General features: G+C 63.3%; 16 protein-coding genes. 8 read left to right on the forward strand and 8 right to left on the reverse strand.

What is annotated here, in order from left to right; genetic code table 11:
- The first annotated feature begins 1 nt into the window (after window position 1).
- The 5 genes from lysA to BN1133_RS10060 are packed head-to-tail and all read left to right on the forward strand — an operon-like array spanning window position 2 to window position 4,406.
- The gene (gene lysA / locus BN1133_RS10040) at window positions 2–1,255 is read left to right on the forward strand and encodes a diaminopimelate decarboxylase (RefSeq protein WP_050666395.1); all 1,254 of its coding nucleotides are present in this window, start codon (window positions 2–4) and stop codon (window positions 1,253–1,255) included.
- Between the two features lie 11 nt (window positions 1,256–1,266).
- Window positions 1,267–2,097: a diaminopimelate epimerase gene (gene dapF / locus BN1133_RS10045; RefSeq protein ID WP_050666396.1), complete on the forward strand. Its 831-nt coding sequence runs from the start codon at window positions 1,267–1,269 to the stop codon at window positions 2,095–2,097.
- Entirely contained in the window at window positions 2,094–2,774 is a 681-nt protein-coding gene (locus tag BN1133_RS10050; protein ID WP_050666397.1) for a DUF484 family protein, read from the forward strand. Before dapF ends, BN1133_RS10050 begins: the two co-directional genes overlap by 4 nt.
- A complete protein-coding gene (xerC, locus tag BN1133_RS10055; RefSeq protein WP_082177978.1) occupies window positions 2,767–3,690 on the forward strand; it encodes a tyrosine recombinase XerC in 924 nt (307 codons plus the stop codon). The genes BN1133_RS10050 and xerC overlap by 8 nt, the downstream gene beginning before the upstream one ends.
- An 11-nt stretch (window positions 3,691–3,701) precedes the next feature.
- Window positions 3,702–4,406, forward strand: a complete 705-nt coding sequence (locus BN1133_RS10060; protein WP_050666399.1) for an HAD-IA family hydrolase — start codon at window positions 3,702–3,704, stop codon at window positions 4,404–4,406.
- A 1-nt stretch (window position 4,407) separates the two neighbouring features.
- Here BN1133_RS10060 and BN1133_RS10065 read toward each other — a convergent pair whose 3' ends face one another.
- Complete coding sequence (locus BN1133_RS10065) at window positions 4,408–5,919, reverse strand: mechanosensitive ion channel family protein (RefSeq protein WP_050666400.1); 1,512 nt, start codon at window positions 5,917–5,919, stop codon at window positions 4,408–4,410.
- Between the two features lie 136 nt (window positions 5,920–6,055).
- Here BN1133_RS10065 and BN1133_RS10070 point away from each other — a divergent pair, with 136 nt between their 5' ends.
- Window positions 6,056–6,430 carry a hypothetical protein gene (locus BN1133_RS10070; RefSeq protein ID WP_050666401.1) on the forward strand — a complete coding sequence of 125 codons (375 nt, stop codon included), beginning with the start codon at window positions 6,056–6,058 and terminating at the stop codon, window positions 6,428–6,430.
- Here the strand turns inward: BN1133_RS10070 and glnG are convergent.
- The 4 genes from glnG to glnA all read right to left on the reverse strand — a co-directional run bounded on the left by glnG (window position 6,427) and on the right by glnA (window position 11,033).
- Window positions 6,427–7,836, reverse strand: a complete 1,410-nt coding sequence (glnG, locus tag BN1133_RS10075) for a nitrogen regulation protein NR(I) (protein ID WP_050666402.1) — start codon at window positions 7,834–7,836, stop codon at window positions 6,427–6,429. The genes BN1133_RS10070 and glnG overlap by 4 nt on opposite strands.
- A gap of 7 nt (window positions 7,837–7,843) precedes the next feature.
- Window positions 7,844–8,896 carry a nitrogen regulation protein NR(II) gene (gene glnL, locus BN1133_RS10080; RefSeq protein WP_050666403.1) on the reverse strand — a complete coding sequence of 351 codons (1,053 nt, stop codon included), beginning with the start codon at window positions 8,894–8,896 and terminating at the stop codon, window positions 7,844–7,846.
- Between the two features lie 69 nt (window positions 8,897–8,965).
- Window positions 8,966–9,529: a DUF4124 domain-containing protein gene (locus BN1133_RS10085; RefSeq protein WP_050666404.1), complete on the reverse strand. Its 564-nt coding sequence runs from the start codon at window positions 9,527–9,529 to the stop codon at window positions 8,966–8,968.
- A gap of 94 nt (window positions 9,530–9,623) precedes the next feature.
- On the reverse strand, window positions 9,624–11,033 hold the full coding sequence (glnA, locus tag BN1133_RS10090; RefSeq protein WP_050666405.1) for a glutamate--ammonia ligase: 1,410 nt from the start codon (window positions 11,031–11,033) through the stop codon (window positions 9,624–9,626).
- Window positions 11,034–11,381: 348 nt separating this feature from the next.
- Between glnA and typA the strand changes: the two genes are divergently transcribed.
- The gene (typA, locus tag BN1133_RS10095; RefSeq protein WP_050666406.1) at window positions 11,382–13,202 is read left to right on the forward strand and encodes a translational GTPase TypA; all 1,821 of its coding nucleotides are present in this window, start codon (window positions 11,382–11,384) and stop codon (window positions 13,200–13,202) included.
- Window positions 13,203–13,315: 113 nt separating this feature from the next.
- Window positions 13,316–14,188, forward strand: a complete 873-nt coding sequence (locus BN1133_RS10100; RefSeq protein WP_050666407.1) for a virulence factor BrkB family protein — start codon at window positions 13,316–13,318, stop codon at window positions 14,186–14,188.
- A gap of 51 nt (window positions 14,189–14,239) precedes the next feature.
- Here the strand turns inward: BN1133_RS10100 and bacA are convergent, their stop codons facing one another.
- The 3 genes from bacA to galK form a co-directional block, all read right to left on the reverse strand.
- The gene (gene bacA, locus BN1133_RS10105) at window positions 14,240–15,055 is read right to left on the reverse strand and encodes an undecaprenyl-diphosphate phosphatase (RefSeq protein WP_050666408.1); all 816 of its coding nucleotides are present in this window, start codon (window positions 15,053–15,055) and stop codon (window positions 14,240–14,242) included.
- Between the two features lie 131 nt (window positions 15,056–15,186).
- Window positions 15,187–16,152: a galactose-1-epimerase gene (locus BN1133_RS10110; RefSeq protein WP_050666409.1), complete on the reverse strand. Its 966-nt coding sequence runs from the start codon at window positions 16,150–16,152 to the stop codon at window positions 15,187–15,189.
- Entirely contained in the window at window positions 16,152–17,300 is a 1,149-nt protein-coding gene (gene galK / locus BN1133_RS10115; RefSeq protein WP_050666410.1) for a galactokinase, read from the reverse strand. Before galK ends, BN1133_RS10110 begins: the two co-directional genes overlap by 1 nt.
- Window positions 17,301–17,308: the final 8 nt, after the last annotated feature.

The raw sequence follows: 17,308 nt of genomic DNA on the forward strand, positions 1-17,308 counted from the left end.
CTTGGATCACTTTAACTATGACACCGCTGGCCAGCTGAAGGCAGAAGAGTGTCTGCTGGCCGATCTGGCCGCCGCCCACGGCACCCCGCTCTACGTTTACTCCCGTGCCACCCTGGAGCGCCACTGGCGCGCCTTCGACGCCGCTGCCGGCGATATTCCCCACCTCATCTGCTATGCGGTCAAGGCCAACTCCAACCTGGGCGTGCTCAATGTGCTGGCGCGCCTGGGCTCTGGCTTTGACATCGTCTCGGGTGGTGAGTTGGCCCGGGTGCTGGCCGCCGGCGGCGATCCCCGCAAGGTGGTCTTCTCCGGTGTGGGCAAGAGCGAGGAAGAGATGCGCTTCGCCCTCGAGAAGCAGATCTTCTGCTTCAACCTCGAGTCCGAGGCGGAGCTGGAGCGTCTGAACCGGGTGGCCGGCGAGATGGGGCACAAGGCCCCCGTCTCGGTGCGGGTCAACCCGGACATCGATGCCGGTACCCATCCCTACATCTCGACCGGGCTCAAACAGAACAAATTTGGGATTCCCATCGAGCTGGCACCGGCTATCTACCGCAAGGCGGCGGCCATGGCCCATATCGAGATCAAGGGGGTGGATTGCCACATCGGCTCCCAGCTCACCGAATTGGCCCCCTTCATGGAGGCCACCGACAAGCTGCTGCACCTCATCGACGAACTGGCGGTGGAGGGGATCCATATCCACCACCTGGATGTGGGGGGCGGGCTGGGGGTCAACTATGGCGCCGAGCAGCCGCCCCATCCGAGCGACTATGCCAGTGCCCTCAAGCAGAAGCTGGCGGGCCGCAACCTGACCATACTGTTCGAGCCGGGGCGGGCCATCGCCGCCAATGCCGGCGTGCTGTTGACCCGGGTCGAGTACCTCAAGACCGGTGATAGCCGCAACTTCGCCTTGATCGATGCGGGGATGAACGATCTGCTGCGCCCCTCCCTCTACGGGGCCTGGATGAACATCATCGAGGTCGACAGCCGTGCCGCACACCCCCGCGCCCTCTACGACGTGGTTGGCCCGGTTTGTGAAACCGGTGACTTCCTCGGCAAGGAGCGGGAGCTGGCCATCGCCGAGGGTTCCCTGCTGGCTGTGCGCTCGGCAGGCGCCTATGGTTTCGTCATGTCTTCCAACTACAACACCCGCCCGCGGGCCGCCGAGGTGATGGTGGACGGGGAGCGGGCCTATCTGGTGCGCGAGCGCGAGCGCCTCGAACAACTCTGGCAGGGCGAACAGCCGCTGCCGCAATAACGGAATCCCTGATGCTGATTGAATTTTCCAAGATGCATGGGCTGGGTAATGACTTCATGGTGGTCGACAGCGTCACTCAGAAGGTGTTCCTCAGCAACGAGGTGATCAAGCGCCTGGCCGACCGTCACTTTGGTATCGGCTTCGATCAGCTGCTGCTGGTGGAGCCCCCCTACGATCCGGAGCAGGACTTTCACTACCGCATCTTCAATGCCGATGGCTCCGAGGTGGAGCAGTGTGGCAACGGGGCCCGTTGCTTCGCCCGTTTCGTGCGTCTCAAGGGGCTCACCAACAAGGATCGTATCGCGGTCAGCACGGCACGCGGCAAGATTGTGCTGCAGCTCGAGCAGGGTAATCAGGTGACGGTCAACATGGGGGTGCCCCAGTTTGAGCCGGGGCGCATCCCGTTTCGGGCCCAGAAGGCCGAGAAGACCTATCTGCTGCGTGCCGGAGAGCATACCGTCATGTGCGGCGCCGTCTCCATGGGGAATCCCCACTGCGTCATCGAGGTCCCCTCGGTGGCCGATGCCCCCGTCGAGATCCTGGGCCCGTTAATGGAGCGCCATGAGCGTTTCCCCGAACGGGTCAACGTGGGCTTTATGGAGGTGATCAACGCCGGTGAAGTGAAGCTGCGAGTGTTCGAGCGTGGTGCCGGCGAGACGCTCGCCTGCGGTACGGGAGCCTGCGCCGCCGCCGTTATCGGCATGAGCCAGGGCAAGCTCAAGGAGCGGGTCAGGGTCTCACTGCCGGGCGGGGATCTGCAGATCGCCTGGAAGGGGCCGGGTGCTCCCGTCTATATGACGGGGCCGGCCGAACACGTCTTTGATGGACAGATAGAGATATGAGTGAACCCAGATGGCAAGAGAGCGGGATCGACGAGAGTCAGGTACTGGAGTACCTCTCCCGGCACCCGGAATTCTTTCTGCGCCACCCTCTGCTGCTCGACAGGCTGCGCATCCCCCACGATCGCCGGGGCAGTGTCTCACTGGTAGAGCTGCAACTGGGGCGCCAGCGTGAGCGAATCGACCAGCTAGAGCAGGAGATCACCGAGCTGATGCAGGTGGCGAGCCAGAACGAGCGTCTCTTTCGCTGCTATGCCGAGGTCTATGCCGAACTGTTTGCCTGCTGCGATCTGTTCGATCTGAGCCGTCTGCTGGCCCGGGCCTTTGTGCAACAGCTGAGGCTCACCTCGGTGCGACTCTGGCTCAATCCGCGTCAGGTGACACTGCCCGAGGGGCTGCGGCTGTTTATGGCCGACGGTCGCCAGCTGGATGCGCTGCTGGCGACCCGGCTGCCGGGGCAGGAGTGCTATCAGGGGCGTCTGAGTCAGGGGGAGAAACAGGCCCTGTTTGGCCTGGATGTGCTGGTCAACTCGGTGGCCCTGCTTCGCCTGGGGGATCTCGGCATTCTCGCCTTTGCCAGCTCGGACCCGGGCCACTTCTCACCCCACAACGATACCCTGCTGCTCGGCCAGCTTGGTCGACTGTTGCAGCTGCGTTTGCCCGAGTTGCTCCGTGGCTGAACCGGCGCCTGCCCTGCTGGCCGACATCGAGGCCTTTCTCGAGTTCCTGCGGGTGGAGCGCCAGCTCAGCCCGCACACCCGCGATAACTATCGGCGCCATCTCGAACAGATGGCCGAGCGGGTGGCGGCATTCGGTATCGACGACTGGTCGCGCCTCGAGGGGAGCCAGGTGCGCAGCCTGCTTACCCGATTGCACAAGGAGGGCCTGGTGCCGCGCACCCTGGCCGCCAAGCTGTCGGCCCTGCGCAGCCTGTGCGACTGGCTGGTGCGCCACGGCCGTCTCGCTGCCAATCCGGCACGGGGGGTTCAGGCTCCCAAGCAGGGACGCCCGCTGCCCAAGAATCTCGATGTGGATCAGGTCTATCAGCTGCTCGCCATCGACGAGCAGGACCCGCTGGCGGTGCGCGATCGCGCCATGATGGAGCTCTTCTACTCGAGCGGTCTGCGCCTCTCCGAGCTGGTGGGACTCGATCTGGTGGATCTCAAGCTCGACGAGCGCCAGGTGAGGGTCACCGGCAAGGGGAGCAAGGAGCGCTTGCTGCCGGTTGGTCGCATGGCGGTGGAGTGGCTCGGCAAGTGGTTGGCCATGCGTCCTGCCTTTGCCCAGCCGGAGGAGCCGGCCCTGTTCCTGTCGAAGCAGAAGCGGCGCATCACGGCTCGTTCGGTGCAACTGCGCCTCGATCAGTGGGGCAACCGCCAGGCGCTGGACGCCCACGTCCATCCCCATAAACTGCGCCACAGCTTCGCCACCCACATGCTGGAGTCCTCCGGCGATCTGCGGGCGGTACAGGAGTTGCTCGGCCACGCCAACCTGGCCACCACCCAGATCTATACCCACCTCGACTTCCAGCACCTGGCCAAGGTATATGACCAGGCTCATCCGCGCGCCAGGCGCAGCCGGGAGGAGGACGAGTGACAGGAGCATCCATGCGTTTCTATCGCCGCTGGCAGCCGGTTGAGGCCATCACCTTCGATCTCGACGACACCCTCTACGATAACCGTCCGACCATGGCGCGTGCCGAGGCCTGGATGGTCGACTACATGCGCAGCCAGTATCTGGAGACCGCCATGCTGGATGGTGAGCGCTGGCGCGATATCAAGCGCGGTCTGCTGGCCCGCGAGCCGGCGCTGGCCCATGATGTGAGCCTCTGTCGGCGGCGGCAGCTGCAGGCCGGGTTGGAGCTGGGGGGGATGGCTCCTGATCCGGCCCGCCGGGAGGCCGAGCAGGTCTTTACCCTCTTTACAGCCCTGCGCTCCGAGGTGGAGGTGAGCGACGAGACTCATGCTCTGCTGACCCGATTGGCGCGGCGCTACCCTTTGGTGGCCATCACCAATGGCAACCTGGATCTGGAGTGGGCGGGGTTGGCGCACTATTTCCGTCATGTCCATCAGGCGGGTAACGGGCGGCGCATGAAGCCATTTCCGGATCTCTTCGAGCTGGCGCTGGGAGATCTCGGCCTGCCGGCTTCCCGGGTGCTGCACGTGGGGGATCACCCGGTCACCGATCTGCTGGGGGCCCGTCGTCATGGGCTGCGCACCGCCTGGCTTAACGATCGGGGCTTGCCCCGTCCGGCCCAGCTGCCGGATGTGGAGATCGCCCACCTGAGCGAGCTGGCCGATCTGTTGCTCTGAGCTATTTCACCCCGAAGAAGCTGCGTAGTTTGTCGAGAAGATCCCGGCTCTGGGGCGGGACCGGCTGATGGGCCTCGCGGGCCAGCAGATCGGCCTGCTCCTGCTGGCGCCGGGTCAGGGCCTGGTGGAGAGGCTGCAGCATGTGTTCTCTGGCCATGAAGAGCGACTGGAACATGGCCTGGTTGATGCGATAGCTCTCCACCGTGCCCAGGGCCCTAACCGTAAAGGAGCTGGGTTCCCCGGTCAGCAGGCTCAACTCGCCGAAGAAATCCCCCGCCCCCAGTCTCCCCAGCAGCAGGGTTCGTCCCTCTTGCTCGATCAGCATCTCGGCTTCTCCCTTGACCAGTACAAACAACCACTGGGTGACCTCACCCTGAGCCAGCATGATGTCGCCGTTGACGAAGGGGGCGAATTTAAGCTGGTCGGCCAGTTGTAACAGCGCCTCTTCCTCCAGCATGGCGAAGAGTGGAAGTTGCTGCAGCACCGCCATCCGCTCGGCGGTGTGGCGCTTGTGGCGGGCATCCTGATGTTTCTCCTCCTTGGCCATGAAGATATTAAAGATGGGGGGAGTGAGACGCCGATCGTTGCGGCGCAGGGCCGCATCGATCAGGGTGCGAACCACCGAGTCGGTGGGGTCATCGGCCGCCAGATCCGTCAGCCAGTAGCGGACCGCATAGCGGGCGATGCCATTTTCCACGTTCATCAGCAGGCAGTCCGGCATGGGCCAGTGGGCCACGTTGGGCAATCGGGTCTCCCGCAGGGAACGTTCGACCAGGCTGATGATCTGGGTGGGCAGGGTGTCGAGGGAGAGATCGAACCAGATCCAGCGCCGCCATTGCTGGGGCTGACCGGTGCGCCGTCCCAACACGGTGAAACGCTGTTTGAGCAGGTGGCTGTTGGGGATCACCACGGTCTCCCAGTTGCGGGTCTCGATGGTGGTGGCTCGCCAGTTGATCTGTACGACTCGGCCCTGAACTGTGTCGACCATCAGCCAGTCGCCCAGACTGATGGAGTCGTCGAGTTGAATCGAAACCCCGGCCAGCAGGTTGCCCAGGGTATCTTGCATCGAGAAGGCGATGACGGCGGTGATCACCGCCGAGGTGGTGACGATTTCTCCGAGGGAGAGGCCGGAGGCGTAGAGACGGTAGAGGGCCCACCCCACATAGGCCAGGGTTATCACTATGTCGGCGACGATCTGCGGAACGCGCACATGGAAGAGGGGGAGCAAGAGGTGAAAAGTGAGCAGCCCCCAGATGCGGATCAGGACCAGGCCGGCGGTGAGGGTCACCAACTCGTGCAGCCACTTGTCGGGGAGGGGCAGGCGCAGCCAGGCCCCCTGGAACTGCACCAGCAGGGCCAGTATGAGGACCAGCATCGTTTGGCCGCAGGCGGACTTGAGATCGCGCCTGTGGGCTGGATTGCGCAGGGCATGAACGGCCATCAGCAGCAGGGTGAAGAGGGTCCAGGCAGGGTGTTCCTCTAGCCAGACAAAGACAGGCAGCAGCTCTCTCATAGGCACTCCATCGTTTATTTGTGATCATAGTTCGACCCGCAAGGGGTGCACGACGGGAGCGGATTCTTTATGCTGGCTCCTTGGCGCCGCAGTAGGGAGAGAGAGGGTGCGTTACAGAGGGTGGTGGCTGTTGTTGATGGCACTGGGCGGGTGCGATCTGGCCCTGCAGCGATATCGGGTCGAGTTCGAGGATGGTTCCTGGCGCGAGATCTCCTTCCTGCCGTTTGCCGACGAAGCCCGTTGGCGTGAAGGATGCAAGAGTGGTGAGGTGATCAGTGATCTCACTCTGCCCCTGGCGTGGCAGGAGCGAGCCGGAAAGCGAGAACTGCTGATCGGTGGTGAGCCCTTCGAGGCACAGGAGCGTAACCTCTATCGCAGCAATGGCATCCTGGTTGGCCACACCTCGGACTTCATTCAGCGTGGCCTGCAGGGGCTGGAGGCGTGCCGCTCGGCAAACCGCCGCCAGGGCGGCCAAGCCTCCCGCTTTCAGCTGGGAAGTCTCGACCGCTAGAGTTCGAGCTCCTTGAGTTTACGGGTGAGGGTGTTGCGCCCCCATCCCAGCAGACGCGCCGCCTCCTGTTTGTGACCCTGGGTATGCTCCAGCGCCGTCTCCAGCAGTATCTTCTCAAATTGGGGCAGCGCCTCGGCCAGTATATCCACCTCCCCCCTGGCCAGCCGGGTGGCCACCCAGGCGCGCAGCAACTGCTGCCAGTTGCCCGTCACCTCACCCGAGGCGTGTGCCTCCGGCTCGGGGGCGAGCAGCTCGGCGGGGAGATCCGCCAGCAGGATCTCCTGCCCCGACGCCATCACGGTAAGCCAGCGGCAGACGTTCTCCAGCTGGCGCACGTTGCCGGGCCAGGGCAATCGACTCAGGTAGCGCTCTGTTTCCGGATGCAGGCTCTTGGACTCGACGCCCATCTCCCGTGCCGCTCGCAGCAGGAAGTGACGGGCCAGTTGGGGGATATCCTCGCGGCGCTCCCGCAGGGCGGGGATATGAATGCGGATGACATTGAGGCGGTGGAAGAGATCCTCACGAAACTCACCATCGGCCACCCGTTTCTCCAGATTCTGGTGGGTGGCGGCGATGATCCGCACATCCACCTGCACCGGCTGATGTCCACCGACCCGATAAAACTGACCGTCGGCCAGCACCCGCAGCAGCCGGGTCTGCACATCCAGCGGCATGTCGCCGATCTCGTCGAGGAAGAGGGTGCCGCCGTTGGCCTGTTCGAATCGCCCCTGACGAATGGCATTGGCCCCGGTGAAGGCGCCCTTTTCGTGGCCAAACAGTTCAGATTCAATGAGATCCTTTGGGATGGCGGCCATGTTGAGGGCGATGAAGGGCTTGCTGGCACGCGGGCTGTGCTTGTGCAAGGCGTGGGCAACCAGCTCCTTGCCGGTGCCGCTCTGACCGTTGATGAGCACCGAGATGCTGGAGCGCGACAGGCGCCCGATAGCGCGGAATACCTCCTGCATGGCGGGGGCCTCACCGATGATCTCGGGGTTGCCCTCCTGCTCCTGTTGCTTGTTGCGTCGCTTGCTGCGCTGTTCTCGCTGGTGATTCTCGGCGCGCCGTACCAGGCTCACCGCCTCGTCGATGTCGAACGGTTTGGGCAGGTATTCGAAGGCGCCACGCTGGTAGGCGTTGACTGCGCTGTCGAGATCCGAGTGGGCGGTCATGATGATGACCGGCAGATCGGGTTGGCGCAGGTGGATCTGATCGAGCAGGCTCAGGCCATCGATCCCCGGCATCCGGATATCCGACAGGATCACGTCCGGGCTGCGACTCTCCAAGGCGGCCAGCAGACTCTCCCCCTCGCTGAAGGCATCACAGCTCATCCCCTCGCTGCTGAGCGCACGTTCGAGTACCCAGCGAATCGAGCTGTCGTCATCGACTATCCATACCTTGGCTGTCATGGGGTCCTCACTTGCGAAGCGGCAGATGAATGGAGAATTCGGTGTGACCGGGCCAGCTGATGCACTCGATGCGTCCCTTGTGCTGGTCGATCAGGTTTTGGGCGATGGAGAGGCCGAGGCCTGTGCCTCCCTCCTTGCCGGTCACCATGGGGTAGAAGAGGGTGTCGCGGATCCCTTCTGGAATGCCGGGACCGTTATCGATGATCTTGATCTCGGCCGCCAGCCGGTAGCGCTGGCCGTGGATGGTGACCTGAAAGGCGGTGCGGGTTCGCAGGCGGATCTCCCCCCGCTCCCCGAGTGCCTCGGCGGCGTTGCGCACTATGTTGAGAAAGGCTTGTTGCAACTGGTCCGGCTCCATCTCGAAGTCGGGGATGCTGGGGTCATAGTCCCGCTCGATGCGGATGCCGGGAGGGAGCTCCAGCTCCACCAGACGGCGCACCTGTTCCAGCACCGAGTGGACGTTGTGCACCTTGTGCTGGCCGGGACGCTGGGGGCCGAGCAGCCGATCTACCAGAGAGCGCAGACGATCCGCCTGCTCGATGATGATGCCCGTGTATTCGCGCAGAGAGGGGTCGGGCAGCTCCCGCTGTAGCAACTGGGCGGCACCGCGCAGGCCCCCGAGGGGGTTCTTGATCTCGTGGGCCAGGCCGCGCACCAGCTCCTTGGCCGCCTGCTGCTGGGCGTGCTGTTGCAGCTCCTGGCTGATCCGCTTCTGCTGATCGATCTTGCGCAGCTCCACCAGCATCAGGCGCTGCTCATGGTCGGCCAGCGGTGTGGCGCTGAGCTCGACCAGGCGTGGCTCTCCCTCAACCACCAGGGTCACCTCGTTGTCGGTGAAGCCCTGCCCGGTGGCCAGCCCCTGGCGCAGTCGCTGCAGATCGAGGGAGATATGCTCGAGCAATTGGGGGAACTCGATGCCGATGAGGCGTCGCTCGCTTAAGGAGAGGAGTTGCTCGGCGGCCGGATTGACATAGTGAATGCAGAGCCGCTCATCGATGAGGATGACGGCGGTGAGCAGATTGTCGAGTACGACCTGGGTTTGAGCGGAGCGGGTGGGCACGGGCTTCTCCCTGAAACGGTGCTTTGCACCATAATGGTGCATTCAGTCTACCCGCTCCGGTGCATCAGGTCATCCCCCTTCGGCTCTCGGTTCGGGTTTGGGCTTGTTGTCCACCTTGGCGCGGTGCAGGTAGAAAGTCACAACGGGAGATTTAGCAAGGATCGTACCGTTCTCACCGACCAACTCGACCATGGCCTCATGAGCGCCGCGGTCCAGGTTCTCCAGCCGCAGGGCAAGGCCATTTTTTACCTGTCCGGCGGCCTTGCCATCGAGCTTGAGGCGCAGTTCATACTGAGTGGGGGCTTGAGGGGTGATGGCCGCCTGAAACACCACGTTGCCCGTGTTGTCCCGCAGGGTACTACCCGATTCCGGGGTGATGAGCGCCACCTGCAGCTCTTTCTTCTTGTCGGCTTGCTCCTTGCCTGTCAGGCGGTCGTAGTCGGCAACCTGCACCATATTGGGGCTGGGGCCGACCGAAGGGGTCACCTCAAGATCGACCGGACGGGCCTGCTTGCCGGGGGGAGCGCTGTCACTGTAGTGGATCACGCCGTTGGCGTCGGTCCAGGTGTAGATCTGCGGTTCGGCCGCCTGCAGGGCCAGGGGCAGCAGCAAAAGCCAAAACAATCTCCTCATGGGTCCATCCTTGTGCTCGTGTTGTGTTCAAAGCCTATCAGATGCCCAATAAAAAACCCGCCACCATGGGCGGGTTTTCATAGGGCACGAACCCTTACAGGGAGTAGTAGAGCTCGAATTCGACCGGGTGCGGGGTCATGCGCACGCGATCCACATCGGCCTGCTTGAGCTCCAGATAGGCATCGATGAAGTCGTCGCTGAACACACCGCCACGGGTCAGGAACTCACGATCGGCATCCAGTGCGGCCAGGGCTTCATCCAGAGAGCCGGCAACGGTCGGGATCTCGGCCGCTTCTTCGGCCGGCAGATCGTAGAGGTTCTTGTCCATGGCATCGCCCGGATGGATCTTGTTCATGATGCCGTCCAGGCCGGCCATCAGCTGGGCAGCGAAGGCCAGGTAGGGGTTGGCACAGGGATCCGGGAAGCGCACCTCGATACGGCGGGCCTTCGGGCTCGGTACCACAGGGATACGGATGGAGGCAGAGCGGTTACGGGCGGAGTAGGCCAGCATGACCGGAGCCTCATAGCCCGGTACCAGACGCTTGTAGGAGTTGGTGGTCGGGTTGGCAAAGGCGTTGATTGCCTTGGCGTGCTTGATGATACCGCCGATGTAGTGCAGAGCCATCTCGGACAGGCCACCGTACAGGTCGCCGGCGAACAGGTTGACGCCGTTCTTGGCCAGAGACTGGTGGCAGTGCATACCGGAGCCGTTGTCACCGAACATGGGCTTGGGCATGAAGGTGACGGTCTTGTTGTAGGCGTGGGCCACGTTGTGGATCACGTACTTCAGCACCTGCACTTCGTCAGCCTTCTTGGTCAGGGTGTTGAAGCGGGTGGCGATCTCGTTCTGGCCGGCGGTGGCCACTTCGTGGTGGTGAGCCTCCACAACCTGACCCATCTCTTCGAGGATCAGACACATGGCAGCACGGATATCCTGGGAGGAGTCAACCGGAGCAACCGGGAAGTAACCCCCTTTCACCATGGGGCGGTGACCCTTGTTGCCGTGCTCGTAGTCGGTCCCCGAGTTCCAGGCAGCCTCTTCGGACTCGATCTTCACGAAGGTGTGGCCCATGGTGGTGGAGAAGCGGATGTCGTCAAACATGAAGAACTCCGGCTCCGGTCCGAACAGGACGGTATCGGCGATGCCGCTGGACTTCAGGAAGTCTTCGGCACGCTTGGCGATGGAGCGCGGGTCACGGTCGTAGCCCTGCATGGTCGCCGGCTCGAGTACGTCACAGACGATGTTCAGGGTGGTCTCTTCGGTGAAGGGATCCAGCTTGGCGGTAGAGGCGTCCGGCATCAGTACCATGTCAGACTCATTGATGCCTTTCCAGCCGCCGATGGAGGAGCCATCGAACATCTTGCCGTCTTCGAAGAAGTCTTCGTCGATCTGGTGAGAGGGGATGGAGACGTGCTGTTCCTTACCCTTGGTATCGGTAAAGCGCAGGTCGACAAACTTGACTTCATGTTCCTTGATCATGGCCAAAACGTTCTGGGCTGACATCTTGAGTAACCTCCGGTGTTTGAAACGGGTGCGGGTGAGTGCTTCTCCCGACTCACTAAGCGAGTATCGTGCCAACTCTGTGACACCTTGATTTCAGTGCCTCAGGGTAGGGCATGCCTGCTTCTTAATGGCGCAACGGCGCAGGTTTTGCACCAAAATGATGCGTTCATGGATCATTATGGTGCGCCTGTCGGTGGTGTGCCCCAAAAGAGTATCAGAGCAGGGAATGGAAGCGGCTGCTTTGATCCCGATCGGTGAGAGATATCGCGGCGCACGCGATTCTGCTAGGAAGATCACAAACACAGGAGTACAATTAGCGCCCAATTTTACCCGGTAATTGAGGCGAGAATGTTAGAAAAGCTCCGCAATATTGCGATTATTGCGCACGTTGACCACGGCAAGACGACTCTGGTCGATAAACTGCTGCAGCAGTCCGGCACCCTGGACCGTGGCAGTGAAGGCCAGGAACGAGTCATGGACTCCAACGACCTGGAGCGTGAACGCGGCATCACCATTCTCGCCAAGAACACCGCGATCCGCTGGAACGACTACCGCATCAACATCGTCGACACTCCGGGCCACGCCGACTTCGGTGGCGAGGTAGAGCGCGTGCTCTCCATGGTCGACTCCGTGCTGCTGCTGGTGGACGCCGTTGACGGCCCGATGCCGCAGACCCGCTTCGTGACCCAGAAGGCCTTTGCCCACGGTCTCAAGCCGATCGTCGTGGTTAACAAGGTTGACCGCCCGGGTGCCCGTCCCGACTGGGTTATCGATCAGGTGTTCGATCTGTTCGACAACCTGGGTGCCACCGACGAGCAGCTGGACTTCCCGATCGTCTACGCCTCTGCCCTGAACGGCATCGCCGGCATGGAGCCGGACGCCCTGGCCGACGACATGAGCCCCCTGTTCCAGGCCATCGTGGACAACGTCTCCGCCCCGGACGCCGATCCGGAAGGCGAGTTCCAGATGCAGATCTCCCAGCTGGACTACAACTCCTACGTGGGTGTTATCGGCATCGGCCGCATCAAGCGCGGCAGCGTCAAGCCCAACATGCAGGTCACCATCGTCGGTCGTGACGGCAAGACCCGCACCGGCAAGGTCGGTCAGGTCCTGGGTTACCTGGGTCTGCAACGTACCGAGGCCCAGAGCGCCCAGGCGGGCGACATCATCGCCATCACCGGTCTCGGCGAGCTGAAGATCTCCGACACCATCTGTTCCAACGCCGCCGTCGAGGCCATGAAGCCCCTGACCGTGGACGAGCCGACCGTGACCATGACCTTCCAGGTCAACACCTCCCCGTTCGCCGGTAAAGAGGGCAAGTTCGTCACCTCCCGCAACATCCGCGAGCGTCTGGACCAGGAGCTGGTGCACAACGTGGCCCTGCGCGTCGAAGATACCGAAGATCCGGACAAGTTCCGCGTCTCCGGTCGTGGTGAACTGCACCTGGGCATCCTCATCGAGAACATGCGTCGCGAAGGCTACGAGCTGGCCGTTTCCCGTCCCGAGGTTATCCTGCGCGAAGAGAACGGCGTGAAGATGGAACCCATCGAGACTCTTACCGTCGACATCGAAGAGCAGAACCAGGGCTCCGTGATGGAGAAGCTGGGTGAGCGCAAGGCCGAGCTGCGTGACATGGTGCCGGACGGCAAGGGTCGTGTGCGTCTCGACTACGTCATCCCGGCTCGCGGCCTGATCGGCTTCCAGACCGAGTTCATGACCCTGACCTCCGGTACCGGCCTGCTCTACCACACCTTCGACCACTATGGCGAGTTCCGTGGCGGCAGCATCGGCCAGCGCCAGAATGGCGTGCTCATCTCCAACGCCACCGGTAAGGCCCTGGGCTTCGCCCTGTTCAGCCTGCAGGATCGCGGCCGTCTGATGATCGGTCACGCCACCGAGGTGTACGAAGGCCAGGTGATCGGCATCCACACCCGCTCCAACGACCTGACCGTTAACTGCCTCAAGGGCAAGCAGCTGACCAACATGCGTGCCTCCGGCACCGACGAGGCCATCGTGCTGACCCCGCCGGTCAAGATGACCCTGGAGCAGGCGCTCGAGTTCATCGATGACGACGAGCTGGTGGAAGTGACCCCGAAGAGCATCCGGGTTCGCAAGAAGCTGCTGACCGAGAACGATCGCAAGCGCGCCGGTCGTAACAAAGAAGATTAATTCGCAACCGTTGCGAGACAAGAAGGGGTCCCTCGGGACCCCTTTCCTTTTTTGCCCCTGACCTCTCCCTCTGCCACAATGGCCTCCTGGACCGTATCCAAGAGACACTAAGCATGCCTGAGAGACTGAGTGCCGCCGCCCGGGCCGGCCTGCTCTTCCTGCGCCGCGACGGGCGCCACTTCGCCGAGTTTGTCTGGGGGCGTTTCGAGCAAGACCGCCTCACCGTCACCGCCGGCTACCTCGCCTACGTCACCCTGCTCTCTCTGGTGCCCATGATTGCCGTGGTGTTTGGCATGATGTCGGCCTTTCCCGTCTTCGGCGGGATCCGGCAGACCCTGGAGCAGTTTGTCTACCACAACTTCGTGCCGACGGCCGGCGAGCTGGTGCAGGAGTACATCAACGGCTTCGTGGCCAACGCCACCAATACCACGGCGGTGGGGATTGGCGCCCTGGTGTTTGTGGCCCTGATGCTGATCTCGGCCATCGACAAGAACCTCAACTACATCTGGCGCACCCGTCAGGGGAGGCCGCTTGGCCAGGCCTTTGCCATGTACTGGATGATACTGACGCTCGGTCCCATCTTGATTGGGGCCAGTATCGCCGTGAGTTCCTACATCGTCTCCCTGCGCCTCTTCTCCGAAGATCACCTGTTTGGCCTTGGGTACTGGTTGCTGCGGGGGCTCCCCTTCCTGCTCTCTGTGTTCGCCTTTTTGCTGGTCTATACGGTGGTGCCCACCTGCAAGGTGCGGGTGATTCACGCCCTGGTCGGCGCCGTGGTGGCCGCCTCCCTGTTCGAGCTGGCCAAGCGGGGCTTTGCCCTCTACATCACCAACTTCCCCTCCTATCAGGCCATCTATGGGGCGTTGGCGACCGTGCCCATTCTGTTCGTCTGGGTCTATCTGAGCTGGTTGGTGGTGCTGCTGGGGGCCGAGGTAACCGCCTGCCTCGGGGAGTATGAGCGGCCGTCCCCCGAGGAGTTGGGCTAGGAGAGGATAAAAGAGAGAGACCGGCCATCAGGCCGGTCTCGTTGTATGGGGTCAGGCCACAAACACCAGGTAGACGGCGAAGGCCACCACGAAGCGGTAGAGGGCGAAGGGGATGAAGTCGAGGCGACGGATCAGGGCCAGGAAGGTCTTGATGGCGAACATGGCCACCACGAAGGCGGTGACAAAACCCACCGCAAACATGGGGAAGTCGGCCAGGGAGAGGAAGTCGCGGCTCTTGTAGAGATCGAGGGCACTCGCCGCCACCATCATGGGGACCGCCAGGATGAAGGAGAACTCGGCCGCCGCCTGTCGGCTGATCCCCATCAGCATGCCGCCACTGATGGTGGCGCCGGAGCGGGAGAAGCCGGGCCACAGGGCCAGACACTGGAAGCAACCGATGCCAAAGGCCTGCTTGTAGCTGATGTCATCCAGGGTTTCGGCACGCACCGCGGGGCGCGCCTTCTCGGCGATGATAAGCAGGATGCCGCCGGCCACCAGGGCGTACATGACGGTGACCGGTCCAAACAGGTTGGCCTTGAGCCAGCTGTGAATCATCAGCCCTATCACCACGGCCGGTAGCATGCCGAGGATGATATGCACCAGGGAGAGGGTGGCATGGTCCTGGGACGGTTTCTGCCCGAAGTGGATGCCGATGAGGCCGAACAGGCGGCGCCAGAAGACGGCCACCACCGCCAGGATGGAGCCGAGCTGGATCACCACCTCGAAGGTAGCGGCCTTGGGGCCCTCGAAGCCGAGCAGGTGGCCGACGATAATCATATGGCCGGTAGAGGAGACGGGAAGGAATTCGGTCAAGCCTTCGACCACGCCCAGAATAAAGGCGACGAGCAGGGTATAGGTGTCAGTCATGTACTAGGTGCATCCTGGCAATGTGGAAAACGCGCTCTTCTCGGGCGCGCCTATCTTGCTGCAAGGCTGGCATGGATGCCATGAAAAAAGTGTGAATTTGGAGCCGGGGCGACACCCGCTGTCACTCCGGCTCAAGGGGTGGGAAGAAAGCGCAGACGGGTGTGGTGACGATAGATCCCCCCGGCCTCTAGCCAGGGATTCCCCAGCTCGGGGCGATTGGGGCTGTCCGGCACCTGCTGGGCCTCCAGGCAGATCCCCTCATGATCCCGATACTCACCCTCTCGCCCCGGAGTGCCGGTCAGCCAGTTCCCCGTATAGAGCTGCAGCGAGGGCTGATCGCTCCACAGCTCCATGGCGAGCCGGCCGTCTCCCGAGAGCAGCCTGGCGTGCCAATCCTCCCGGGGGGTGAGCAGGTAGGCGTGATCGTAACCCTTGGCCTGCCGCTGCTGGGGATGGCTGCCCCATCCATCGAGGAGCCGGCGTCCCTGGCGCAGATCGAACACCCCCTCGACCCCGGTCGGCACAGTCGGAATACCGTCAGGCCGGGTCGGCAGGTAGCGATCCGCCTTGAGCGTCAGCCTGTGGTGACGTACATCGCCACCCCCATCCAGATTGAAGTACGCGTGGCTGGTGAGGCTGACCGGCGTGGCCCGATCGCTCCTGGCCTCGAAGGCGATGAGCAGGGTATTTCCCTCCAGGCGGTACTCCAGGCTGACCGCCATGTTGCCGGGAAATCCCTGCTCTGCGTCGGGGGAGAGCAGGGTGAGGCGGACCCGGTCACGCTCTTGCCCCGCTATGGTCCATTCACGGCGGTGAAAGCCCTGCGCCCCACCGTGCAGACAGTGGGGAGGCTGGTTGGCATCCAGGCTCCAGCGCTCACCATGGCGCTCCAGCGTGGCATCTCCAATGCGGTTGGCAAAGCGACCGGCCACGGCGCCGAGCCACACCTGCTGCCTGGCATACTCTTCGTCGGGGCAGCCGAGCAGCACCTGGCGGGCAGCCCCATCGACCGGAACGGTCAGGGAGGTGAGGGTGGCTCCGAGCGTGATCCCTTCCAGATGCAGGCCGGTGTCACTGCAGAGGGAGAAGCGCTCCATCAGGCCACCCCCGCCCCGTCGCTGGCGCGGCAGACATAACAGTCGGCCTTGAGGCCGAAGCGGGCCGGGTAGTCGCGCTCGACGGCGGCGATCACCCGCGTCACCTGATCCGGACGCAGTACGGCCACCACGCAGCCGCCGAAGCCACCCCCGGTCATCCGCACGCCCCCCTGTTCGCCGATCTCGCCCTTCATCAACTCGACCAGCCCGTCGATGGGAGGAACCGTGATGGCGAAGTCGTCGCGCATGGCGGCGTGAGACTGGGCCATCAGCTCCCCCAGTCGGGTCAGGTCGCCGCTCGCCAGCGCCTCGGCGGCGGCCAGGGTTCGTGCGTTTTCACCCACCACATGGCGGGCACGGCGGTAACAGGTGTCGTCCAGCCCCTCCTTGCCTGCCTCCAGGGCGGCAAGGCTGAGATCGCGCAGGGCCTTGACCCCGTAGTGACGGGCGGCCGCCTCGCACTGGGCACGGCGGGTGTTGTATTCACTGTCCACCAGGCCACGGCGCACGTTGGAGTTGACGATGAGCACCGCCAGATCTTCGGGCATGGGGATGAGGCGGCTCTCGAGAGAGCGGCAGTCGAGCAGCAGGGCGTGATCCCGTTTGCCGCTGGCGGAGATCATCTGGTCCATGATGCCGCAGTTGCAGCCCACGAAGCGGTTCTCGGCCGCCTGGCCATTGAGGGCGATCTCGGCCTGGCTGATGTCGAGCCCTTGCGCCTCCTTGAAGGCCTGGCCGATGGTCACCTCGAGGGAGGCCGACGAGGAGAGGCCGGCCCCCTGGGGAACATTGCCCGAGATGACCAGATCCAGGCCGGTCAGGGTGTGGCCGCGCTCCTGCAGGTGATGCACCACGCCACGGACATAGTCGCTCCAGCGCTGCTCCGGGTGATGGGGGATGCCAGCCCCGAGGTGGAACTCATCCTGCTGCTCCTCATAGTCGGCGGCGATGACGGTGACCAGATCGTCGTCACGATGAGCGATGGCGACGCAGGTCTCGTAGTCGATGGCACAGGGCAGGACGAAGCCGTCGTTGTAGTCGGTGTGCTCGCCGATGAGGTTGACGCGGCCGGGGGCGCGCACGACGAGATCGGGGCGCTTGCCGAAGCGGCGCTCAAACACCTGGTTGACGCGTGCAAATGGGGTCATGGTTCGTT

This window comes from Aeromonas schubertii, from assembly GCF_000820105.1.
Taxonomy (GTDB): Bacteria; Pseudomonadota; Gammaproteobacteria; order Enterobacterales; family Aeromonadaceae; genus Aeromonas; species Aeromonas schubertii.